Annotated in this window: 22 protein-coding genes and 1 pseudogene; 16 read left to right on the top strand and 7 right to left on the bottom strand. The window is 73.8% G+C overall.

Annotated features, from left to right (window positions below; all coding sequences use genetic code 11):
- Positions 1–241: 241 nt before the first annotated feature.
- From ACRYRX_RS05205 to ACRYRX_RS05195, 3 genes are read right to left on the bottom strand one after another with little or no spacing between them, the layout of a single operon-like run.
- Positions 242–1861 carry an MDR family MFS transporter gene (locus tag ACRYRX_RS05205; protein WP_432510762.1) on the bottom strand — a complete coding sequence of 540 codons (1620 nt, stop codon included), beginning with the start codon at positions 1859–1861 and terminating at the stop codon, positions 242–244.
- Positions 1858–2442 (bottom strand): TetR/AcrR family transcriptional regulator, encoded by a 585-nt coding sequence (locus ACRYRX_RS05200; RefSeq protein WP_432510761.1) that lies wholly within the window; start codon positions 2440–2442, stop codon positions 1858–1860. The genes ACRYRX_RS05205 and ACRYRX_RS05200 overlap by 4 nt, the downstream gene beginning before the upstream one ends.
- 43 nt (positions 2443–2485) lie before the next feature.
- Positions 2486–2821, bottom strand: a complete 336-nt coding sequence (locus tag ACRYRX_RS05195; protein ID WP_432510760.1) for a hypothetical protein — start codon at positions 2819–2821, stop codon at positions 2486–2488.
- 304 nt (positions 2822–3125) lie between these two features.
- Here ACRYRX_RS05195 and ACRYRX_RS05190 point away from each other — a divergent pair, with 304 nt between their 5' ends.
- The 3 genes and pseudogenes from ACRYRX_RS05190 (at position 3126) to ACRYRX_RS05180 (ending at position 4607) form a co-directional block, all read left to right on the top strand.
- Entirely contained in the window at positions 3126–3455 is a 330-nt protein-coding gene (locus tag ACRYRX_RS05190) for an ArsR/SmtB family transcription factor (RefSeq protein WP_432510759.1), read from the top strand.
- 38 nt (positions 3456–3493) lie between these two features.
- Positions 3494–3934, top strand: a pseudogene (locus tag ACRYRX_RS05185) (SRPBCC domain-containing protein); the annotation flags it as partial.
- Between the two features lie 31 nt (positions 3935–3965).
- Positions 3966–4607 carry a dihydrofolate reductase family protein gene (locus ACRYRX_RS05180; protein WP_432510758.1) on the top strand — a complete coding sequence of 214 codons (642 nt, stop codon included), beginning with the start codon at positions 3966–3968 and terminating at the stop codon, positions 4605–4607.
- A 375-nt stretch (positions 4608–4982) separates the two neighbouring features.
- Here the strand turns inward: ACRYRX_RS05180 and ACRYRX_RS05175 are convergent, their stop codons facing one another.
- Positions 4983–5777: a MerR family transcriptional regulator gene (locus tag ACRYRX_RS05175; protein WP_432510757.1), complete on the bottom strand. Its 795-nt coding sequence runs from the start codon at positions 5775–5777 to the stop codon at positions 4983–4985.
- A gap of 78 nt (positions 5778–5855) precedes the next feature.
- Between ACRYRX_RS05175 and ACRYRX_RS05170 the strand changes: the two genes are divergently transcribed.
- The 7 genes from ACRYRX_RS05170 to ACRYRX_RS05140 all read left to right on the top strand — a co-directional run bounded on the left by ACRYRX_RS05170 (position 5856) and on the right by ACRYRX_RS05140 (position 10079).
- A complete protein-coding gene (locus ACRYRX_RS05170) occupies positions 5856–6227 on the top strand; it encodes a nuclear transport factor 2 family protein (protein WP_432510756.1) in 372 nt (123 codons plus the stop codon).
- 42 nt (positions 6228–6269) lie between these two features.
- Positions 6270–7058 (top strand): SDR family oxidoreductase, encoded by a 789-nt coding sequence (locus ACRYRX_RS05165; protein WP_432510755.1) that lies wholly within the window; start codon positions 6270–6272, stop codon positions 7056–7058.
- A gap of 164 nt (positions 7059–7222) precedes the next feature.
- Positions 7223–7612 (top strand): alpha/beta hydrolase, encoded by a 390-nt coding sequence (locus tag ACRYRX_RS05160; RefSeq protein WP_432510754.1) that lies wholly within the window; start codon positions 7223–7225, stop codon positions 7610–7612.
- A gap of 4 nt (positions 7613–7616) precedes the next feature.
- A complete protein-coding gene (locus tag ACRYRX_RS05155) occupies positions 7617–8003 on the top strand; it encodes an alpha/beta hydrolase (RefSeq protein WP_432510753.1) in 387 nt (128 codons plus the stop codon).
- 147 nt (positions 8004–8150) lie between these two features.
- Positions 8151–8369, top strand: coding sequence for a ribbon-helix-helix domain-containing protein (locus tag ACRYRX_RS05150; protein WP_432510751.1), 219 nt, complete (start codon positions 8151–8153; stop codon positions 8367–8369).
- Complete coding sequence (locus tag ACRYRX_RS05145) at positions 8366–8725, top strand: type II toxin-antitoxin system PemK/MazF family toxin (RefSeq protein WP_432510873.1); 360 nt, start codon at positions 8366–8368, stop codon at positions 8723–8725. The genes ACRYRX_RS05150 and ACRYRX_RS05145 overlap by 4 nt, the downstream gene beginning before the upstream one ends.
- A 100-nt stretch (positions 8726–8825) precedes the next feature.
- Positions 8826–10079 (top strand): SMI1/KNR4 family protein, encoded by a 1254-nt coding sequence (locus tag ACRYRX_RS05140; RefSeq protein ID WP_432510750.1) that lies wholly within the window; start codon positions 8826–8828, stop codon positions 10077–10079.
- Between the two features lie 131 nt (positions 10080–10210).
- On the opposite strand, the gene ACRYRX_RS05135 is transcribed toward ACRYRX_RS05140, so the two are convergent.
- Complete coding sequence (locus tag ACRYRX_RS05135; protein ID WP_432510749.1) at positions 10211–10735, bottom strand: DUF6584 family protein; 525 nt, start codon at positions 10733–10735, stop codon at positions 10211–10213.
- A 271-nt stretch (positions 10736–11006) separates the two neighbouring features.
- Between ACRYRX_RS05135 and ACRYRX_RS05130 the strand changes: the two genes are divergently transcribed.
- Positions 11007–11264 (top strand): hypothetical protein, encoded by a 258-nt coding sequence (locus ACRYRX_RS05130; RefSeq protein ID WP_432510748.1) that lies wholly within the window; start codon positions 11007–11009, stop codon positions 11262–11264.
- A gap of 1004 nt (positions 11265–12268) precedes the next feature.
- On the opposite strand, the gene ACRYRX_RS05125 is transcribed toward ACRYRX_RS05130, so the two are convergent.
- Positions 12269–13237, bottom strand: a complete 969-nt coding sequence (locus tag ACRYRX_RS05125; protein ID WP_432510747.1) for an alpha/beta hydrolase family protein — start codon at positions 13235–13237, stop codon at positions 12269–12271.
- A 48-nt stretch (positions 13238–13285) separates the two neighbouring features.
- On the opposite strand from ACRYRX_RS05125, the gene ACRYRX_RS05120 reads away from it, so the two are divergent.
- The 5 genes from ACRYRX_RS05120 (at position 13286) to ACRYRX_RS05100 (ending at position 18411) form a co-directional block, all read left to right on the top strand.
- Positions 13286–13873: a TetR/AcrR family transcriptional regulator gene (locus tag ACRYRX_RS05120; RefSeq protein ID WP_432510746.1), complete on the top strand. Its 588-nt coding sequence runs from the start codon at positions 13286–13288 to the stop codon at positions 13871–13873.
- A gap of 63 nt (positions 13874–13936) precedes the next feature.
- Positions 13937–14791 (top strand): MmyB family transcriptional regulator, encoded by an 855-nt coding sequence (locus ACRYRX_RS05115; protein ID WP_432510745.1) that lies wholly within the window; start codon positions 13937–13939, stop codon positions 14789–14791.
- A gap of 67 nt (positions 14792–14858) precedes the next feature.
- Positions 14859–15791, top strand: a complete 933-nt coding sequence (locus tag ACRYRX_RS05110) for an NADP-dependent oxidoreductase (protein ID WP_432510744.1) — start codon at positions 14859–14861, stop codon at positions 15789–15791.
- A gap of 111 nt (positions 15792–15902) precedes the next feature.
- Positions 15903–16892 carry an NmrA/HSCARG family protein gene (locus ACRYRX_RS05105; protein WP_432510742.1) on the top strand — a complete coding sequence of 330 codons (990 nt, stop codon included), beginning with the start codon at positions 15903–15905 and terminating at the stop codon, positions 16890–16892.
- A gap of 103 nt (positions 16893–16995) precedes the next feature.
- Positions 16996–18411 (top strand): FAD-binding oxidoreductase, encoded by a 1416-nt coding sequence (locus tag ACRYRX_RS05100; RefSeq protein ID WP_432510741.1) that lies wholly within the window; start codon positions 16996–16998, stop codon positions 18409–18411.
- 85 nt (positions 18412–18496) lie between these two features.
- Here ACRYRX_RS05100 and ACRYRX_RS05095 read toward each other — a convergent pair whose 3' ends face one another.
- Positions 18497–20008 carry an MDR family MFS transporter gene (locus ACRYRX_RS05095; protein ID WP_432510740.1) on the bottom strand — a complete coding sequence of 504 codons (1512 nt, stop codon included), beginning with the start codon at positions 20006–20008 and terminating at the stop codon, positions 18497–18499.
- Positions 20009–20018 lie beyond the last annotated feature (10 nt).

Here is a 20018-nt window from a genome sequence, read left to right as displayed (position 1 = left end):
AGGGCCCGAGGCCGGTCTCGGGGTGGGACGTGGACCCGGTGTCCGTCAGGGGCTGCCCGCCCAGGGCCAGGAGGGCGTCGGCGTCGGTGACGCCCAGGACGGCGACCCGGGCGGCGGGCTCAGCCTTCCCTCACCCCACCTCCAAACCCCGCCGATCAAGGAGAACGCCTGTTCCGCACAGGCGTTCTCCTTGATCGCCGGGGGCCGGGCCGTCGGGGGGACGGACGACCCGGCGGCCGGGTCACTCCTTGACGAGCGGGGTGGGTTCCCCGGGCTGGGTGGGGATCGCGGCGTCGGACCCGCCGCCCGCGGCGTGCTCGGCGTGCTCGGCGTGCTCGGCCTCGCCCTCGCTCATCGCCGTCGTGCTGGACAGCGGGATCTCGGGCAGGAAGAACGCGATGACGGTGCCGAGGAGGAACATCGGGACCATCCAGGCGAACATCGGGACCAGCGCCGTGGCGTAGGCGTTCACGACGAGGTCGGCGACCTGCGGCGGCAGCTGCTCCAGCGCCGCGGGCGTCAGGGAGCTCGCGCCGCCGTGGCCGCCGGCGGCGACGTCCCCGCCGAGGGCGCCGCCGAGGCGCTCGGTGAGGCGGCTGGAGAACAGCGTCCCCAGGACCGCGATGCCGACGGTGACGCCGAACTCGCGGAACAGGTTGTTGGCCGAGGTCGCGGTCCCGATCTCCTGCGGGGACACGGCGTTCTGGACGGCCAGCACGATGATCTGCATGAACAGGCCCAGCCCCGCGCCCAGCAGGGCGACGTAGGCGCACAACTGCCACAGCGGGGTGTCCAGCGTCATGGTCGACATGGCGTACATGCCCGCGGCGGCGATGACGGTGCCCACGATCGGCAGGAACTTGTAGCGCCCGGTCCTCGTGACGACCGCGCCGGAACCGATGCTGGTGACCAGCAGGGCGACGACCATCGGGATGAGCAGCAGGCCGGACTCGGTGGCGTCGACGCCGTAGGACATCTGCAGGTACGTCGGCAGGTAGGCCAGCGCCCCCATCATCCCGGCGCCGACGACGAGGCCGAGCAGCGTGGTGACGACGAAGGTGCGGTTGCGGAACAACCGCATCGGCAGGATCGGTTCGGACACGGCGCGTTCGACGAGGACGAACGCGACGGCGGCGACGAGCGTCCCGGCGGCGAGGCCGAGGATCGTGCCGGAGGTCCAGTCGTACTGGCTGCCGCCCCAGCTGGTGACCAGGACGAGACCGGTGATGGCGAGGGCGAGCAGCACCATGCCGGCGTAGTCGATCCGCGCGGTGTTCCTGCGCACCGGGAGCTTGATGGTGACGGCCGCGACGACGAGCGCCACGATCCCCAGCGGCAGGTTGATCCAGAACACCCAGCGCCAGTGCGCGGAGTCCGTCAGCCAGCCCCCGAGCAGCGGCCCGGCGACGGAGGAGACGCCGAACACGGCGCCGATGGGGGCCATGTACTTCGCGCGGTCCTTGGCCGGGACGACGTCGGCGATGATCGTCTGCGACATGATCATCAGGCCGGCGCCGCCGAGGCCCTGGACGCCGCGGGACAGGATGAGCCACAGCATGTCCTGCGACAGCCCGCACAGCGCCGACCCGGCGAGGAACAGCGCGATGGCGACGAGGAACAGGTTCTTGCGGCCGACGAGGTCGCCCAGCTTCCCGTAGACGGGCATCGCGACGGTCAGCGCGAGCGTGTAGGCCGTGATGGTCCAGCTCATGTGCTCCAGGCCGTTCAGCTCACCGACGATGGTCGGCAGGGCCGTCCCGACGATCGTCTGGTCGAGGGAGGCCAGCAGCATGACGAGCATCAGGCTGGTGAAGATCCACCCGATGCGGGGTTTCTCCTGGGTGGTGGCGGTGGTGGTCACACGTCGCTCCGGTGGTCGAGGAGGGTGCGCAGGGCGGTCCAGGCCGCCCGCGTGGAGGTCAGGAGGTCCGGCTGCAGGCCGGAGAGCCAGTTGCTGCCGCTGACCCGGACGAGCGCCCCGGCGACGGCGGCGACGGTGCGGGCGGTGAACTCGTCGGCACCGCGCGCGGTGATCGCGCGCGCCAGCGCGTCCTCGACGGCGGCCATCCGCACGAGGAGGCCGGGCAGCAGTTCGGGGGAGGTCTCGACCAGGCCCATGAGCTGCAGCGCGCGGTCGCGGTCGTGCTCCTCGCCCTCGACCTGCCGGACGAAGAGGGTTTCGAGCGCGTCGGCCAGCGGCAGCGGGGAGTCGTGGAACTCCTGCAGCACCTCGGGCCGCCAGGCCATCGCGTTGTGGAACAGCGCTTCGTCCTTGGTGGCGAAGTAGTTGAAGAACGTGCGGCGGGAGATCCCGGCACGGGCGGCGATGTCGTCGACCGTCACCGCGGCCCAGCCGTTCTCCAGCGCCAGGTCGACCGCCGCGTCCGCGATCTGCTCCGTGGTCTGGGCGCGGCGGCGTTCGCGCAGGGAGGGTTCGGTCACCCCCTCAGATTGCACTGAGTGCAGACTTTGCGTCAAGTGCAGCTCACTCGTCCAGCGGTGGCTCCTGCGCCGGTGATTCCTGCGCGGCGAACCAGTCCGCGTACCCGGTGGTGCGGGCCAGGTGCCGGGTCAGGTCGGGCGCGCCGTCGTCCCACCACACCGGGCCGCGCTCCCCCAGCGCCCGCTTGGCCCGGTCCACGCGCTGCCGCGCCTCCTCGCGCTCGGCGTCCCCGGCCGCGTCCCGCTTCTGCCGCCGCGCCGCCATGAGCTCGCGCACGAGCTCCTGGCGACGCTCCTCCGGCAGCGACGGGTCCGAGCACCGCCACAGCCGCCCCCGCACCACGAGGTACCGGCCGTCGGGGGTGATGAGGGGCGCCACGTCCCGATCGTGTCGGGCGGGCGGGACGGCCGCACGCCGGTGCCGCTGCGGCCGTGCGCGCCCGTGCCAGCCGATCACGGAGTCGAGTCGGTCACCTCCACCGAGAGCGAGCCCAGGACCCCTCCCGGAACACCGAGGTCCGAGAAGTCCCTCCAGCCCAGGTGGTACACGCCCTCGAGCACGACGTCGTTCGCAGCGTGGTCCCCCCTCCAGCGGCGATCGTGCCCGCGAGAGCCGGGGCGGTCGTGACGGTGCGAAGGTTTTCCCTTGCGCTAAGTGTTCTCGCCGGGCCACACTTTGATTCATGGCTAACAATGCGGTGCTCGACGGCGTGTTCACCGCCCTCTCGGACCCGACGCGGCGCGCTGTCATCCAACGCCTGGGGCGAGGTCCTGCCACCGTCAGCGAGCTCGCGGAGCCCTTCGCCATCACGCTCCCGTCCTTCCTGAAGCACGTCCGCGTGCTCGAGGCCAGTGGACTGATCCGCACCACCAAGTCGGGCCGGGTGCGCACCTGCACCTTGCGACCCGAGGAACTCGAGCCCGTCGCGGACTGGCTCGCCGCCCAGCGCGACCTCTGGCGCGACCGCACCGATCGACTCGAAGCCCTCCTCACCGACCACCAGGGAGCCTGACCGTGGACCTCGACCCGACTTCGAACCCCGAACCGACCGTGGACCCGGAGCTGGACCTCACCCTCGAACGCCTCATCCGGGCACCGCGCACGAGCATCTGGGAGGCGTGGACCGACCCGGCCCTGCTCGCGCAGTGGTGGACGCCCGCACCGACGCGCACCCGCGTCGACGTGCTCGACGCGAGGCCCGGCGGAGGGTTCGTGACCTCGATGAGCGAGGACGGTCGAGACTTCACACCCCACACCGACGCCGTCTTCATCGCCGTGGACGAGGGCAGCAGGCTCGTCTTCACCAACGCCATCGACAGCACCTGGCGCCCCGCCGCGCCGGCACCGGTGCCGATGACGGCGCAGGTCACTCTGCGCGATCACCCCGAGGGCACCGAGTACCTCGTCCTCGTCCGGCACGGCACCCCCGCCGACCGCGCTCACCACCACGAGCTGGGCTTCCTCGACGGCTGGGGCTCGGTCACCGACGCCTCACCCGACTGGCCGAGAGGCAGGTCACCCGATGAAGATCGTGATCACCGAGTTCGTCACCGTCGACGGGGTCAGCCAAGGCCCCGGCTCCGCGCAGGAGGACCCCACCGGGGGTTTCACGCGCGGCGGCTGGCTGGTGCCGCACATGGACGAGGCCTTCCTCCAGCAGGCCTCGCGCTGGCTCGACCTCGCCGACGGCCTGCTGCTGGGACGCCGCACCTACGAGGCCTTCGCCCGCGACTGGCCCCAGATCGCCGACCCGGACCCCTTCACCGCGCGCATGAACTCGCTGCCGAAGCACGTGGTCAGCAACACCCTCACCCACGGCACCTGGAACCCCACGACGATCCTGTCCGGCGACCCCCTCGAAGCCGTCGAGACCCTCAGGGCGCGACCGGGGCGGGAGGTGCAGATCCACGGCAGTGCCCGCCTGGCCGCCGCGCTCCTCGGCGCCGGGCTCGTGGACACCCTGCGCCTCGCCGTGGCTCCCACCGTGATCGGTGACGGGCGACGGCTGCTCACCCACCCCGGCGCCGCCACCGGCCTGCGACTGACGGCGCACGACGTCACGCCGGCTGGGGTGCTGCTGCTGGAGTACGCCACCACCGGACAGGCCCCCGTGGCGGACTACACCGGCGTCGAGGCCATCACCCGGAGCACCTCCACCACCTGAGCGGGCGGGTGCACCGGTGACGCCGGGTGGTGGAGCCTGCCCTCCGGCAGAGCGCGAAGGCCGCTGAGGCCGCGAGGACCCCCGCCCGCCTGGCGGCTCGGGCTGGGAGCACCACCTGGACGTGGGCACGTCCGCGGGGCGCATCACGCCGATCAGGGTGGCGGGCCGCGCGGATCGGCGGTTGACGCTGGTGGACGCCTCGACGCTCGCCGACGGCCTGGACCGGTAGGAGCAGCCGGCGGCACCGTGGGCACGGCACCACGAGCACGGCACCGGCGCCGGGCTCGACGAGGTCCCCGGCCCGCGGCAGGCCCGACAGCCGCACGGCCCCGAGCGGGACGTCGCCGGGATCCGGCGGTCCGCCGTCCACCGCCCTCACGTCACGCGGAAGACCGGCCACCCGATCTCGGTGCGCCACGCGGCCGGATCACTCGCGTCCCGGGGCCCGACGCGGTAGACCTCCCGCACCGGTCCCGCCACCGACATCGCGTTCTGCACGACCCAGGTACCGAGCTCGCCGTAGGTGACCTCCACACCGTCGTGCTCGCCGACGTGGGTGGTCACCGCGAGTTCCGCGGCGGGCAGCGTCACGGCGTGCACCCGTCCGGTGCGCGGCGGGGAGGGGGTCGGCAGGTAGACCAGCACCCGGCCCCGACCCTCCTCGAACAGCGCGTTGTCGTAGGTGCCCCCCGGCGGTCCGCTCACCCCGTCGCCCACGGCCGCCTCCAGCTCGGCCATCGCGCCGGCGAACCACGCCTCGACCTCGCGGTCGGCGATCACGGCCTCCACCGCCGCCACCGTGCGGGCGGGCTCCGCGCGCAGCTCGACCTCGATCGGCGCGGGATCGGGCGCGAGGAGGCGGCGCAGCGAGGTGACCGCGGCCCGGGTGCGGTCCAGCTGCTCCTCCAGCCGCTGCAGGTGCTCCGCGACCAGGGCGGACCGGAGCCCGGGGTCCGGCGTGCGCAGGATGCGCTGCACGTCGCTCAGGGGGACGTCGAGCTCGCGCAGGCGGGTGATGACCTGGGCGGTCGGGATCTGCTCGACGGAGTAGTACCGGTAGCCGGTGTCCCCGTCCACCACGGCCGGCTCCAGCAGGGCGCCCTCGTGGTAGCGGCGCAGGGTGCGCACGCTCAGGTGGGTCAGGCGTGAGAACTCCCCGATGGTCAGCACCCCGCCAGTGTGGGGTCTCCCCCGGGGGGAGGGTCCAGCGCTTGACCCTCCCGCGCCGCGAGGCCGCACGGTGGCGGCATGACGCACACCGACCCCCGTTCCGACCTCCGTTCCGACGCCCTGCCGGGCACCGTCCGCGACTTCCTCGCCGCCAGCACCGTCCACGACGCCGACACGTCCTCGGCGTTCCTCGCCGAGGACGTCGTGGTCGTCGACCAGGGCGAGACCTTCCGGGGCCGCGAGCAGGTGCACGCGTTCGTGCGCGAGGCCGGGGCCGAGTTCGAGTACACGACCGAGCAGGTCGGCGCCCGCCGCGTCGACGACGACCACTGGGTGGTGACCCTGCGCCTGGAGGGCACCTTCCCCGGCGGCGTCGCCGAACTGGACCACCGGTTCACGCTGCGCGGAGGCCTGATCACCGAACTCGTCATCGCCGACCACCAGGCCTGAGCCGGGCACGGCACGGCAGATCACCAGAGGGAAGAGGAACAGTTGTCCAGCAAGGAACGCGACCGCCTCGACGGTCGCCGCGCGCTCGTCACGGGCGGCTCGAAGGGGGCGGGCAAGGCCGTCGTGGCCCGCCTGCGGGAGATGGGTGCGGACGTGTGGACCACGGCGCGGACGGTGCCCGAGGGGTACGACCGCCCCGACCGGTTCATCGCAGCCGACACCTCGACCGTCGAGGGGTCGCAGCTCGTGGCGGACCGCATCACCGAGGAGGTCGGTGCGCTCGACGTGCTCGTGCACGTCGTCGGGGGCGCCTCGACACCCCCGGGTGGGTTCGCGGTCATCACCGAGGAGCAGTGGCTGACCGAGTTGAACCTGAACGTCCTGGGTGCGGTGCGCCTGGACCGGGCTCTCCTCCCGGCGATGATCGAGTCCGGGTCGGGCGTGGTGCTGCACTTCACCTCGATCCAGCGCGAGCAGCCCCTGTACGAGGCGTCGCTGGCGTACGCGGCGGCCAAGGCGGCGCTGCGCACCTACAGCAAGGGACTGGCCAACGAACTCGCCCCCCGCGGAGTGCGGGTCAACGCGATCAGCCCCGGCGGGATCCAGACCGAGGCCTACGAACGGTTCGTGGACCGGATCGCCGAGGGCAACGGACTCACCCGGCAGGCCGCCGAGCAGAGCATCCACGACTCCCTCGGCGGAGTTCCGCTGGGGCGGTTCGCGCAGCCCGAGGAGATCGCCGACCTGGCCGGGTTCCTGGTCTCCGACCGCGCCTCGGCGATCGTGGGGGCGGAGTACGTCATCGACGGCGGCACGGTCCCGACCGTCTGAGCCGACCGTCTGAGCCGACGGCGGGGCGGCGCGGAGACCACCGTCGCCGCCCCGCCCGAACACGCCGCCCGGAAGTCCCGCCGAACATCTCACGAACACACCGACGACGAGGAACCCGTGACCAGGAACGTCACCGAACCGTCCACCGCGCGCAGGAGAGGACCGTGCCCGGTCCGACCGGGGAGCCGGACGTCTCCCTGCTCCTCTGCCTCCCGCGGGCCACGTGCACGCCGGCCCCGGCGGTCTACTTCATCCACGGCGGCGGGGTGATCGTCGGCGACAACCGGTTCGGCCTGCCGGAGGTGCTGGACCTGGCCGCGCCGCTGGGCGTGGCGGTGGTCTCCGTGCAGTACCGGCTCGCGCCCGAAACCCCTCACCCGGGTCCCCTCGAGGACAGCTGCGCCGGCCTGCTCCGGCTGTCGCAGCAGGCCGGCGAGCTGGGCGTCGACCCCGGGCGCACCGTCGTCGCCGGCATGAGCGCCGGCGGTGGACTGGCCGCAGGCACCGCCCTGCTGGCCCGTGACCGTGGGGCCCGGCGATCGCGGGACAACTAGCCCCGTGCTCGACGACCGCGACGACTCACCTTCCGCGCGCCACGTGCGCGGCCTCGGCACCTGGGACGACCGCTCCAACCAGACCGGCTGGAACGTCCTCCTCGGCGAGGGTGTGCGCGGGGGACCGGACGTGTCGCCGTGCGCCGCGCCGGCCCGCGCCGAAGACCTGTCCGGCCTGCCACCGACCTTCATCGACGTCGGCTCGGCCGAGACGTTCCGGGACGAGGACGTCGCCCACGCCAGCCGGCTGTGGCAGGCCGGTGGCCGCGGGGAGCTGCACGTCTGGCCCGGCGGTTCCCACGGCTTCGACGTCGTCGCACCGTCCGCGGCGATCTCGAGGGACGCCGTCGCTGCCCGCGCGGCGTGGTTGCGCCGTCAGCTGGGCCGGTAGGACGGCAGGTCCGGACGTCGCAGGGGGTCTGGTGCCGGCGTTGGCTCCATCTGCCGGGTCTCACCTCACGCGGCTGGCCTCGATCGTGCACTGAGCGCGGGACGACCGGATGGTGGCACACCGGTACTACCTGGGTAGCATCGATGTGTGAAGCTCAGCATCAGTCTCTCCGAGGCCGACGTCGCCGCCCTCGATGAACACGTCCGCGAGGCCGGGCTGCCGTCCCGGTCCGCAGCGGTGCAGCGAGCCATCCGAGCCCTGACCCACCAGCAGCTGGAGCAGGACTACGCCGCCGCCTGGAAGGACTGGGACGATTCCGGGGAGCGTGAGGTGTGGGAAGACGCCACGGGTGACGGACTGCGCTGATGCGACGCGGGGAAGTTCGCCTGGTCGACTTCGATCCCGTCCGGGGCAGTGAGGCGAACAAGCGCCGGCCCGCGGTCGTGGTCAGCAACGACCGGGCCAACGCGGCCGCCGAACGCCTGGGCCGGGGCGTGGTCACCGTGGTCCCGGTGACCAGCAACACCGCCCGGGTGTTCCCCTTCCAGGTCCTGCTCACCGCCCAGGACACCGGCCTGCACGTCGACTCCAAGGCCCAGGCCGAGCAGGTCCGCGCCGTCTCGGTGGACCGGCTGGGACCGGCGCTGGGGCGGTTGTCGTTCGAGGCGTTGGACGCCCTCGACGACGCCTTGCGGCTGCACCTGGCCCTGCGAGGCCGATGACGCGAGTGCCCCTCAGCCGCGGGATGACCGCGCGGTCGCGGTTGCTGGAGGCTGTGCCTGGAGTGCCCTCAGAGGGCTGAGCGACTGGCAAGCTGCCGCGGTGGTCACAGAGTCCTGGTCGCGGATCGTCACCTGGTGTCAGCAGCACGCCCCTGAAGCTGTCCGGTCTCTGCGTCCACCTGCTGGACCTGAGGCCCTGGCCGCGGCCGAGGCGGCCACGGGCTGCGTGTGGCCAGAGCAGCTGCGGCGCTGGTACCAGCAGCACGACGGCTGCCAGGACTACCCCTACAGCCTGCTGCTGGGGCCCTGGATGCCGCTGCCCCTGGACGGCGTGGCTCAAGAACACCGCGCCCTGCTGCAGAGGCAGGTCCACGCGCTGCGGTCGCCCTACGCCGAACCCGACGACGCCCAGAACCTGCAGGAAGCGGCGGCGCAGCCTGCGGGGATGGTCCCGCCGGGGTTCTTGCCCTCCTTCGTCCCGATCGCGGTGAACCTCGACGGCGGTGTCCTCTACGTCGACACCCGGCCCGGTCCCTGGTCGGGGTGCATCAGCGTGCTCGGTGACCAGGACGGCCGGTGGTGGGACAGCGTCGAGGAGATGCTGTCCGAGACCGCCGGCGTCTTGGAGCGCGGCGGCCTGCTCGACTGCTTCAGGCCGGTGAGCGTGTCGGGGTGCCTGGAGTGGCAGCTGATGCCCGGTCCAGGACGCGAACCTCGCGACGGGTCGTTCCCGGAGGAGGACGAGCCGTCCGAGGAGGACGTGGCGCGCTGGGTGGAGGCTGCTCTCCGGCGACCCGGCGAGGGCGATGACACCGATCCCGCCGTGGACCTCGGAGCCGGCGACGCCGGTGTCGTCGGTGTCGCCGGTGACTTCAGCGGCACTGTGCAGGAGGAGGACGAGGAGGAAGAACCGGCGCCGCGGTGGGAGCCCGTGCCGCCTTCACGCGAGGCGGTCCTGGCTGACGTGCACCGGTACCCGGCGCCGGCCCGTCTGGGCGAGGTGTCGGTGTCCCGCCTGGACGCGTTGTGGGGTGTGTCGATGGGCGGCCCCCGCGGGTTCCTGGCGGGGGTGTTGGCCCGGTGGGGGGTGGCGGAGGAGGCGCTGCTGCAGCTGGACGCCCTGTCGAGCTACCACCTGGGGATCAAGGACGACGAGTACGGCCCGGCCGACCGGGGCGCCGCCGCCGCGGTTGAGGCTGTGCGCGGGCCGTTGCTGGACCCGGGCTACGGGCAGAGCCGGCTGCTGGAACTGTCACCGGCTGAGTTCGTGGCCGGACAGGTGCGCTGGCGGCAGGAGTGCTACCGCGACGGCCAGTTCACGCAGGGCTTCGCGGAGTGGTCTGAGGGACGCTGAACCAGGTGGACTGACCATCCGCTTCTCGGCAGGACCGCGACGTCGTCGGCGGCCAGCGGCAGCGCGCACGACGCGGGATGCCCCTGGCCCGCAGCCTGTGCTGTGGTGATGCTGGGAACGGGTGAGCGCGTTCAGCTCACCCGTCCCCACACCAGTCGGGCGCCGGTGACGGCCAGCCAGCCCAGCCCGGCCAGCACCAGGCCGGTCAGCACCACGACCAGCACCACGCCGACCCAGCCGGCGATGCGGCCGCCCCACGTCACCGGTGGCGGTGGGGGGTGCGGGTGCTGCCAGGAGACGGCAGCGCCGGCCAGTTCCTCGGCCTGCTCGCGCAGCCCCCGCAGGCGTGCGGCGGCCTGCGGGCCGGCGCTGTCCTCGCCGGTGCGCCAGGCCAGGGCTTTCATCTGCGCGAAGGGGCCGCGGTAGGTGCGCTCGAAGGCGGCCACCTCACGCTCGTCACGGTCGGGGCTGAGGTAGGACCAGCGCCCGGCTTGGGCCAGGTCCCCGTCGTGCCGGTAGGTGTGGGCGAGTTGTTCGCGCAGGTCCAGGCGGTCGGGGAAGGAGGCGACCAGGCCGCGCAGGCGTTGGCGGGCCAGGGTGGTGCGGCCGGCGGCCAGGTCGGCGGCGACCTTGGTCAGGGTCTGGTCCACCGGCATGGGGTGATGATCGCGGACGTTGCCCGGTGCGCGCCGCTTGTTCTGACCCGTTCGGCTGTGCCCGTCCTGCGCCGCGGGCCGCGGAGACAGCGCACGACGCGGGATGACCGTGCGCTGGTGCGCGAGGTCATGGTCCGAGGCGCGGGCGTGGAAGGGTGCAGGGGTGCGCCCTCGGATCTTCCTCCTCCGCCCGAGGTTGGGGCCTGGCGAGCGGGTCCTGCGCACCTGGCACGCGAACTGGCTGCGACGCGGTATCGCGCGGGGTGGGACGTTGAACCTCACCGACCGTCGGCTGCTGTTCCAGCCGAACAGCGGGGAGTCGCTGATCGGCCTGCGCGCTGAGTCGTGGGACCGGTCGCAGCTCCGCGGTGCCGAGCTGGTCGAGGGGCGGCGCCGCATCGGGACGTGGAAGCGCAGGATGGGCGTGGTCCCTCTTGACGGCGAGGTCGTCGAGTTCGTCGTGTGGGAGCCGGAAGCAGCGGTCCGTGAGCTGGCGGCTCTGCTGGCTGACGGGACGAGATCCCGCTGACACCGAAGTCAGCAGCTGCGGCCTGGGGCACCACCGCGTCCGGTACCTCGCTCATCGGCAGGTCCGGACCCAGTGGTGATCCGTGCTCCGACGCGCAGGCGGGAATCGACGTCCCCGATCCTCCTCGCGGGCTGGGCTGCCCACCTCAGCGGATCAGCCGCTGCAGCGGCCACCTGCTCGCCCCACGTCAGGCAGGTGGTTCTCGTACTCAGGCGACGCCTGGACATCGGCGCAACGGCGAGGCCGCTGCCGGCCGTGGTCGCGCTCGCACCGCGGGGTGACCGCGAGGTCGAAGGACAGTGCGCCGCGTTCATCACGTCCGCTGGTGGGCTCCGGGCTGTCACCGTCGACCGGTGGCTGGTTGGGGACCGCGAAGACGGCGAGGGGAGTCGGCGCGCTGCTCGGCACCCCTGCCCGGCTGGCACATCGACGAGGCGACCCCCATCGCGTGCGATCGACTCCCGCACCAGGACGACGAGCACCTCTTCTCGATCCCAGCGCCGAAGAGCCACCGGGTACGGATACCCCCGGCCCCGTCGGCGATGGCCCAGTGGCGACTGCCGCCGAGTGGCGTCGCCTGCGCGGTGGAGGTCACCTCTCGCGCGAGGTCGCTCCTGGGAGGCCGCCGCTTCACCGTCTGGCGGGACTGACCAGGGGTTGCTGGTCCGAGCCGACGTCCTGGCCAGCGGGATGACCGTGCGGTCGGCAGGACGGCTCGTGAGAACGTCGCGCAAGGGCTGGTGCGTTGCGTTCCCACACCTCGCGCGGTTCGGGAGGTGTCGGAACGCCGCACACCGCCCCTCCGTGGACGGCGCGACACCGGAATGAGCGCGACGTCGGCGGCGCCCCCGGGACGTCGGGCACGTCCGCTCACGTGGAACCCGGCGACGGGGAAGCGCCACCCCCGGACCGGCGGGTCGGGTGATCCGCGTCCGACCGGTGACCGTCCGGCGACGACCCGTGGCCGGGCTCGACGTGGAGAGCCGAGCCCGGCCGCGTCGGGGCTACTTGCTCTCGACGCTGAACGCCCCGGAACCGGCCGCGGCCCGGTCCTGCAGTTCCCGCCAGGCGGTGGCGTCACCGTCGAGGACGTCGAGGAGGTGGGCGGCCACGGCGTCGGCGACGAGGGCGACGCGGGCGGGGTCCTCGTCGCTGGTCTCCGCCACGGCTTCACCGGCGAGGCCGCCGAGGGTGTGCTCGCCGTCGGTGATGGTGAGCAGCCGCTGGGGGGCGGGGCTGAGGGTGTAGGCGTCGGTGAACCAGTCCGGTCCGCGGGTGGACATCGCCGACCGGTCCTCGCCGCCGGCGACGACCAGGGTGGGGGTGGTCAGGGTGGAGTAGTCCGGGCGCATGAAGGGCAGGTGCTCCCGCGCGAACGGGGTCAGGGAGTCCCCGGTGCCGGTGGTCGCGATGAGCGCGCCCGCCCGCACCGCCGGGTGGGTGAAGTCCTCGCCGGGGGTGCCGTCGGCGTCCAGGACGCGGGCCCCGAGGAGGGCTCCGGCGGTCTGCCCTCCCCAGGAGTGCCCGACGACGGCGACGCGTGCCGCGTCGACGCGGGCGGGCAGACCGGGGACGTGGTCGAGGACGGCGCCGAGGTGGTCCAGGACGGCGTGCAGGTCGGCGATGCGCACCCGCCAGACGGTGGGGAAGCGGGGGTCGTCGAAGCCGATGCGGTGGCGGCGGGAGTCCAGGTGGGTGGGCTGGACGACGACGAACCCGGCGGCGGCCCAGCGGTCCACGAGGGGTTCGTAGCCGTCCATGGACCAGGCGTTGCCGTGGGAGAAGACGATGACGGGCAGGTCCTGGCCGTCGACGGGTGCGGTGACCTTGACCTGCAGGTCGACGCCTCTCTCGACGGGGTGGCCGGCGGTGGGGACGGTGATGGGTTTGACCGCGAGGAGCCGGCGGGCGGGGGTTTCAGACACGGGGTGTCCTTCGAGGAGGGGGACGGCTCTGCCAGACTGGCGGAGCATCGTTCCGCCAAAGTAGCGGAACATCGTTCCGCGAGCAAGGGAGTCCGTGTGCCCACCACCGGAGCACGCCGGGCCGGCGCGCAGCGCAGCCGTGAGGCGCTGCTGACCGCCGCCGCCGCCGCGTTCGTCGAGCACGGCGTGCAGGCCCCGGTGCGGGACGTCGCCGAACGCGCCGGGGTGGGGGTGGGCACGGTCTACCGCCACTTCCCCACCCGCGCCGACCTGGTCGCCGCCGTGTACCGCCACCAGGTGCGCGAGTGCACCGACCTGGCGGCGTCGTTGCGCGAGCAGCCGATCCCCGCGTTCGAGGCGCTGGAGCGGTGGGTGGCGGCCTTCGTGGACTTCCTGGTCACCAAGCACGGCCTCGGCGAAGCGCTGCTCTCGGACGACCCGGGCCTGGCGAACCTGCACGCCCTCGTCCTGGACGAGCTGGTGCCGGCCTGCGCGTCCCTGCTCCGGGCCGGTCAGGACGCCGGGGAGGTCGACCCGCAGGTCACCGCGTTGACGCTGCTGCGCGCCGTGGGGAACCTGTCGATCCCCGGGCCGGGCTACGGCGGGGACGAGGCCCGGCAGATGGTCGCCCGCCTCCTCGCCGGGTGCCGCAGCCAGGCCGCCCGCCCCTCGCCGCGGGACTGAGCCCCGGCCCGCGACGGGCGTCCGAGCCTTCCGGGCCGGGGGCCGTCCGGGCAGACTGGCGCCGTGCAACCCCACGAGTTCGGCTCGGCAGTGCGCCACCTGCGCGAGAGCACGGCCCCCGCGACCGTCGGGCTGGCCGCGGGCCGGCGACGGGTGCGCGGACTGCGGCGCGAGGAGCTCGGCGAGCTCGCAGGGATGTCCGCGGACTACGTCCGCCGGCTCGAGCAGGGCCGCAGCCACCCCTCGGCCGCGGTGGTCAACGCCATCGCCCGGGCCCTGCGGGTCGAGCGGGCCGACTACGAGCGGCTCTGCGCGCTGGCCGGGTACGCGGCCGCGGAGGGACACGTCCCCACCGACCTCGGCCCGGGCGCGACGCGACTGCTGGAACGGTTCTCCGACACCCCGATGATCGTCACCGACGCGGCGATGAACGTCGTCGCGGTCAACAGCGCGTTCACGGCCCTGGAGCACTGGACCCTCACCGGGGGGCGCTGGGAGTGGAACGTCGCCTGGCGCACCTTCTGCGACCCGTTCGAGGCCTTCAAGCAGTCCGCGGGCGACGCCGACGACCACGAGGCGGTGCTCGTGACCCAGCTGCGGAGCTCCCTGCTGCGCTACCCCGCCGACTCCGCCCTGGCCGCGATGGTGGACGACCTGCGCAGCCGCAGCGGCCGGTTCGACGCGCTGTGGCGCGCGCCGCGGCCGGTCGGGGCCTACGAGAGCAGCGCGACGATCACCCAGTCCGACGGCGACTCGGTCACCCTCGTCGGCAACCTCATCGCGATCCCCGGTGACGACCTGGCCGCGGTCATGATGACCGCCGCGCCGGGCTCGCGCGACGCGGACCGGCTGGCGGAACTGGTCGGCGCCGCCGACGAGCAGGCCGTCGTGAAGGTGGGCCGATCCGGCCCAGGATGAACGCGCCCGGACCTGCGACGTTGGTGACGTCCCCAGACGACGACACACCACGAGAGCAGGTTCAGCCATGAAGGCAGTGCGTTTCCACGAGGTCGGCGGCCCCGAGGTCCTGCGGTACGAGGACCTCGACGTGCCCACCCCGGCGGCCGGGCAGGTGCGGGTGCGGGTGGCGGCCTCCGCCTTCAACGCCGCCGACAACGGCATGCGCGCGGGGTTCCTGCCCATCCCGGTCGTGCTGCCGCACGTCCCCGGCTACGACGTCTCCGGCACCGTCGACGCGCTCGGCGACGGCGTCAGCGGTCTGCAGGTCGGGGACGCGGTCATCGGGTTCCTGCCGATGGAACGCGACGGCGGTGCGGCCGAGTTCGTGCTCGCCCCGGCCGAAGCGCTGGTCGCGGCCCCCACGAGCATCCCCCTGCCCGACGCCGCGGCCCTGCCGTCGGTGGCGCTGACCGCCTGGCAGGCCCTCTTCGACGACGGCGACCTGCAGAAGGACCAGCGCGTGCTGATCAACGGCGCCGGGGGCGTGGTCGGCAAGTACGCCGTCGCGCTGGCCCACCGGGCCGGGGTGCACGTCGTGGCCACCGCCAGCCCCCGCAGCATCGACGACGTCCGCGCCGCCGGCGCCGACGAGGTCGTCGACCACACCGCCACCGACCTGCTCGCCGCCGTCGACGAACCGGTGGACGTGCTGCTCAACCTCGCCCCCGTCGACCCCGACCGGTTCGCCGCCCTGGTCGCCCTGGTCCGCGACGGCGGCAAGGTCGTCAGCACCACCGCGTTCATGGCCACCCCCAGTGACGAGAGCCGCGGCGTCACCGCCGCCACCGTGTTCGTCCGGCCCGACCGCGACCGCCTCGGCGAACTGGTGTCCCTGGTCGACGACGGCGACCTGCGGGTCGAGGTGACCCGCCGCATCCCGCTGACCGAACTCCCCGCCCTGCACGCCGAAGCCGCCGCCGGACGCATCCCGGGCAAGGTCGTCGTCCTGGTCGGGTGAGACCCGCACCTCCTCCGTCGACGTGCCCGGCACCGGACGGGCACGTCGGCCCAGCGCACCGCCGCACCGGCGCGGGAACCCCGCGCCGGCCCCACCGAACGGAGAACACCCGTGCCCGACCAGCCACTCGTCACCGTCATCGGCGCCACCGGCACCCAGGGCGGCGCCGTGACCCGAGCCCTGCTGACCGACGGCGGGTTCGCCGTCCGCGCCGTCACCCGGGACGCGACCTCCCCCAGGGCGAAGGCCCTCACCGAACTCGGCGCCGAGGTGGTCGAGGCCCGCCTGGACGACCGGGACAGCCTGCGCGCGGCCTTCGCCGGAGCGCACGGCGCGTTCCTGGTCACCCCCTTCTGGGAGCACCGCTCCCCCGCCCGCGAACTGGCCGAGGTGCGGAACCTCATCGGCGCCGCCCGGTCCGCGCAGCTGCAGCACGTGCTGTGGTCCACGCTGGAGGACACCCGCCAGGTCATCCCCGCCGACGACGAGCGCATGCCGTTCCTCCGCGAGGAGACAGACGGGGAACCGGACGGGGAGCAGGGCGGTGGTCGGGCCGAGGAGTACCGGGTGCCCCACTTCGACGTCAAGGGCGGCGCCGCCGACGCCCTGTTCGCCGCCTCCGGGCTGCCGGTGACCTACCTGCTGATGTCCTTCTACTGGGACCAGCTGCTCGGCGACCTCGCACCGCAGCGCGACGAGGACGGGACCCTGGCCCTGCACCTGCCCGTGGGCACGGCGCCCGTCGCCGGCGTCGCCTCCGACGACATCGGCCGGGTGGCGCTGCGGGTGTTCCAGCAGCCCGGCACGACCATCGGCGCCACCGTCCCGGTCGTCAGCGACGTCCTGACCGGTGAGCAGATGGCCGCGGCGTTCACCGCCGTGCTCGGTGAGCCGGTGGCCTACCGGCCGCTGACGCCCGAGCAGTTCCGCGGGTTCGGGTTCCCCGGCGCGCAGGAGCTGGGCAACATGTTCCAGTACTACGCCGAGTTCCCCGACTCCTACAACGGGCGCCGCGACCTGGGACTCGCGCACGCGGTGAACCCCCGGTGGTCGGACCTGACCGGTTTCCTCACCGCCCACCGCGACCGGCTCGCACCCTGAGACGCCGCACCCGGACCACCGGCGCGTCCGGCGCCGGCTCCCCGGCCGCCGCCGCCGCGAGGCCCGCGGCGCGGACCTCACGAACCCCTCCGCAGGAGTTTCCATGACGAGCACCCCGACCACGTCGCCCGCGCCTCCCACCAACCCGGTCGCGGACCCGGTCGCGACCCCCGCCCCCTTCGGCCCCCCGGGCACCGCCGGGTACGCCGAGGCGACCGCCACCTACCAGCTCGCCGTACCCGTCGAGCCGGCCGGGGCGTTCACCGCCCGCACGGTCGACGACGTCGTCCGCGCCGTCACCGCGGCCCACCGGGCCGGCACGCCGCTGCGGGTCAGCACCACCGGCCACGCCGTGGGACGCACCGGCCCGCCCACCAGCCCGCTGGCCGGCTCACTGCTGCTGCGCACGCTCCTGGACGCCCCCGTGCGCGTCGACCCGCGGAACCGCACCGCCCGCGTCCCGGCCGGCGCGACCTGGGGCCAGGTCCTGCCCGAGGTGCTGCCCCACGGGCTGACCGCCCTGCACGGCTCCTCCCCCACCGTCGGCGTCATCGGCTACCTGCTCGGCGGCGGCATCAGCTTCTACGGCCGCCGCTTCGGCCTGGCCGCGAACTCCCTGCGCTCGCTGACCGTCGTCCTGGCCGACGGGCAGGTCGTCGTGGCCAGCGCCACCGAGCGCCCCGAGCTGTTCTGGGCCCTGCGCGGCGGCGGCGGCGGTTTCGGCGTCGTCGTCGAGGCCGAGATCGACCTCGTGCCCATGCACGCCGTCGTCACCGGCATGGCCGTCTGGGACGCCGCCGACGCCGCACGCCTGGCGCCCGTCTGGCAGGCCTGGGCGCGCACCGCCCCACCGCAGATCACCACCAGCCTGCGCCTGCTGTCCCTGCCCCCGCTGCCCGGCGTGCCCCCGGCCCTGGCCGGCCGGCGGGTGCTCGCCCTGGACGGGGCGGTCACCGCCACCGACGAGGCCGACGTGCCCGCCGCCCGGGACACCGCCCGGGAACTGCTCGCCCCGCTGCGCGCCCTCGCCGCACCGCGCCTGGACACCTGGGCGCCGGCCGGACCGGGGACGCTGCCCCACGTGCACCTGGACCCGCCGCGGCCGGTGGCCTTCTCCTCCGACAGCGCACTGGTCCACGAGCTGGACGAGGCCGGCTGGGCCGCGCTGGCCGCTGCCGCGCCGAGCCTGCTGGCCCTCGAACTGCGCCAGCTCGGGGGCGCCCTGGGCGCTCCCGCACCCGGCGGCGGGGCGCTGGACCACTTCAGCGCCCCCCTGCACTACTACGCCGTCGGCCTGAGCGACCCCGCCACCGCGGCCCGGACCAGCGCGGACCTGCAGGCCGCCCGCTCGGTCCTGCGGCCCCACCTGACCGGGTGGACGTCGCCGAACTTCGTCGACTCCTCCCGGCAGCCGCAACGCACCTACGACGCGTCCACCCGAGCCCGGGTCGAGCGCGTCCGGCTCGCGGTCGACCCGGACGGCCTCTTCGCCGGGGACGTCGCGCCCGTCCGCGGCTGAGCCCGGCCCGCGGAGGGCGGGAACGCCGAACGGCCGGCCCCCGTGCGGGGACCGGCCGTCCAGGACCGTGACGTCGGTGCGGACCTCAGTGCACCGGGGTGCGCGGCCCCGGGACCAGCGGCGGGCGCCGCACGAGCAGCGACAGCGCCAGCGCGACGAGGGAGATGATCCCGCCCCACACGAACGCGTGCTGCGTGCCGTCGGCGACCGCGTCCAGCGCGGACGCCCCCTCGGCCAGCCGGTCGGCCGACGTCGTGGACAGCACCGTGACGAACAGGGCGGTGCCGGCCGCACCGGCGAGCTGCTGCACGGTGCCGACGGTCGCCGAGCCGTGCGGGTACAGCTCGGCGCGCAGCGAACCGAGCGCGGAGGTGAACAGCGGCGTGAACATGAACGCCAGGCCGACGCTGACCAGGGTGTGGACCAGGACGATCATCCCGGTCGGGGTGCCCGGGTGCAGGGTCGACAGCAGCCACAGCGCGCCGCTGACGACGACCGCGCCGGGGATCACCAGCGGCCGGGGACCGAACCGGTCGAACAACCGGCCCACGACCGGCGACAGCACACCCATCGCGGCACCGCCGGGCAGCAGCAGCAGACCGGTCTCCAGCGAGCCGAGCTGCAGCACCGTCTGCAGGAAGATCGGCAGCGTGATGAGGGTGCCGAACAGGCCCATGAAGCTCGTCACCAGGACGATGGTCGACACGGTGAAGGAGCGGTTCGCGAAGACGCGCAGGTCCATGAGCGGCCCGGTCGTCGCGGTCAGCCGGAGCTGCCGCCGCACGAACGCGGCGAGCGAGAGCACCCCGACGGTCACCGGGACCCACGGCGCCACGGGGGCGTGCCCGCCGGCGGACTCGCCGATGCTGGACAGGCCGTAGATCAGCCCGCCGAAACCGACGGCCGACAGCAGCAGGGAGAAGACGTCGAGCCGCGCGTTCCGGGGGGTGGTGAGGTTGCGCACCTTCCACGTCCCCAGGCCCAGGGCGATCAGCGCGATGGGCAGCACGATGATGAACATCCACCGCCAGGACAGCGAGTTCAGGATGATCCCGGAGATCGTCGGCCCGATGGCCGGGGCGACGGAGATGACGACCGAGATCATGCCCATCGTCTTGCCGCGGCTGGCGGCGGGGACGAGGGTCAGGGCCGTCGTCATGAGCAGCGGCATCATCACGGCGGTGCCGCTGGCCTGCACGACGCGGCCGACGAGCAGCAGCTCGAACCCGGGGGCGGCCGCGGCGATCGCGGTGCCGAGGCTGAACAGGCCCATCGCGGCGATGAAGACCTGCCGCAACCGGAACCGTTCCATGATGAAACCGGTGGCGGGGATGACGACGGCCATGGTGAGCATGAAGCCCGTCGTCAGCCACTGGCCGGTGGCGGCCGTGATGCCGAGGTCGGCCATGAGGCGCGGCAGCGCCACGCCCATGATCGTCTCGTTGAGGATGACGACGAAGGCGGAGACGAGCAGCAGGCCGATGACGGTCGCGTCACCGGGCGCGAGCCGGTCCCGGTCGGCGGGCGGGGTGGTGGGTGGGGCGACGGACGCGGCGGGCGCGACGGGTTCCAGGGTCGCGTCCTCGTTCGTTGACATGCGTGGGGAC

Origin of the sequence: Kineococcus lubricus (assembly GCF_050871965.1) — a bacterium.
Lineage (GTDB): Bacteria > Actinomycetota > Actinomycetes > Actinomycetales > Kineococcaceae > Kineococcus.
The sequence above is the reverse complement of the archived record's forward strand: the minus strand, read 5'-3'. Positions and strand labels throughout refer to the sequence as shown.